General features: G+C 44.6%; 1 protein-coding gene. It reads right to left on the reverse strand.

Annotated features, from left to right (window positions below; genetic code table 11):
- On the reverse strand, nucleotides 1-1,149 hold a 1,149-nt coding region (locus A3735_RS23330; RefSeq protein ID WP_304440012.1), incomplete at both ends, for a peroxidase family protein.

Consider the following 1,149-nt stretch of genomic DNA (forward strand, 5'->3'; position numbering starts at 1 on the left):
GAAGCAGGTTCAAAAGTAGTGGTCGCCATAGCTGCGTGAGCATGGATTGGCTTTTCATAACCGAGTGGCGCGACATCGTCCTTACGATTTACTTTTTCCCAAAGTACCGTATTAATCAGGCCACCAATATCGATATCAGTTAACCCTGGACGCTCTCCTGCATCATATTCAGTACGCATTGCACCGTTCGTCCATAAGAGCTGCTCTTTATCACAAGCTGACCACTCTTTGTAGTTATCTGGAATCTTCAAACCCCATGGTTTAAAGGCATTATCTACACCCGTTAAGCTTAACTCTAGCTCGGGGAAGTGACGACGAATCACGTCAACCATGGTGTTATTTTCTACCCAGTCGATACCTTCTTGCGTGTACACTTCAGGTGTATAGCTTTCAGTATAGAAACGGTCTGTCATCAAACGACGAGAAGCATTCAGGATAAAGACCTGGAAAGCCGTCTCACCAAAGGCAAAGCCATCAGGACGCACTGTTTCAGCTAGCTGACCCACCAAAGCATCGATCTGCTCAATGTCATTGTTATAAACACGCTTCAATTCAGCCAAAGTTGTAGGGTCTTCAGTTAAATCCTCAAACTTGGTAATCGGATTCAAACCAATCTGGCGACGGAATTCGTTGTAACGTGGTACACCACGCTCACGGTCACGAATAATATCGATTGTTGCCAAGTCAATATCGCCAATTAACGGCATTGAAAGGTTACGCAAAAACTCAGGATAGTTGTTTAGCGTCAAGGAACCTGGGTGAGTAATGCCGAAGGAGTACCATAGACGATCGCCGCCCTGATTATCGAGAATATCTTCTGCATCGCCATCACGCGTGTCTTCAATATTGATACGCTCAGAAACAACATTTGAACCGATATCGTAGATATCTACCGCATCACGTAGTAATGGGTGCATACGATAAACCGCAACGAATTCCTCAGTCAGTACATAAGGAACATCATAGTTATTTGGTTTGCTTTGGCCAACCAAACCACCAAGGATATGGTCAATTGCGCCTGGCGTGCTTAACTGTTCAGCTTTTTCAGGATCAAATAATGCGATGGTGTTAATGAGCCAGGAATTAGGACCTTTGATATCGTCCGTCACATTTTGGATCAAATCACGTGTTTCAGGATTACGCGCGATA

The organism is Oleiphilus sp. HI0061 (assembly GCF_001635675.1).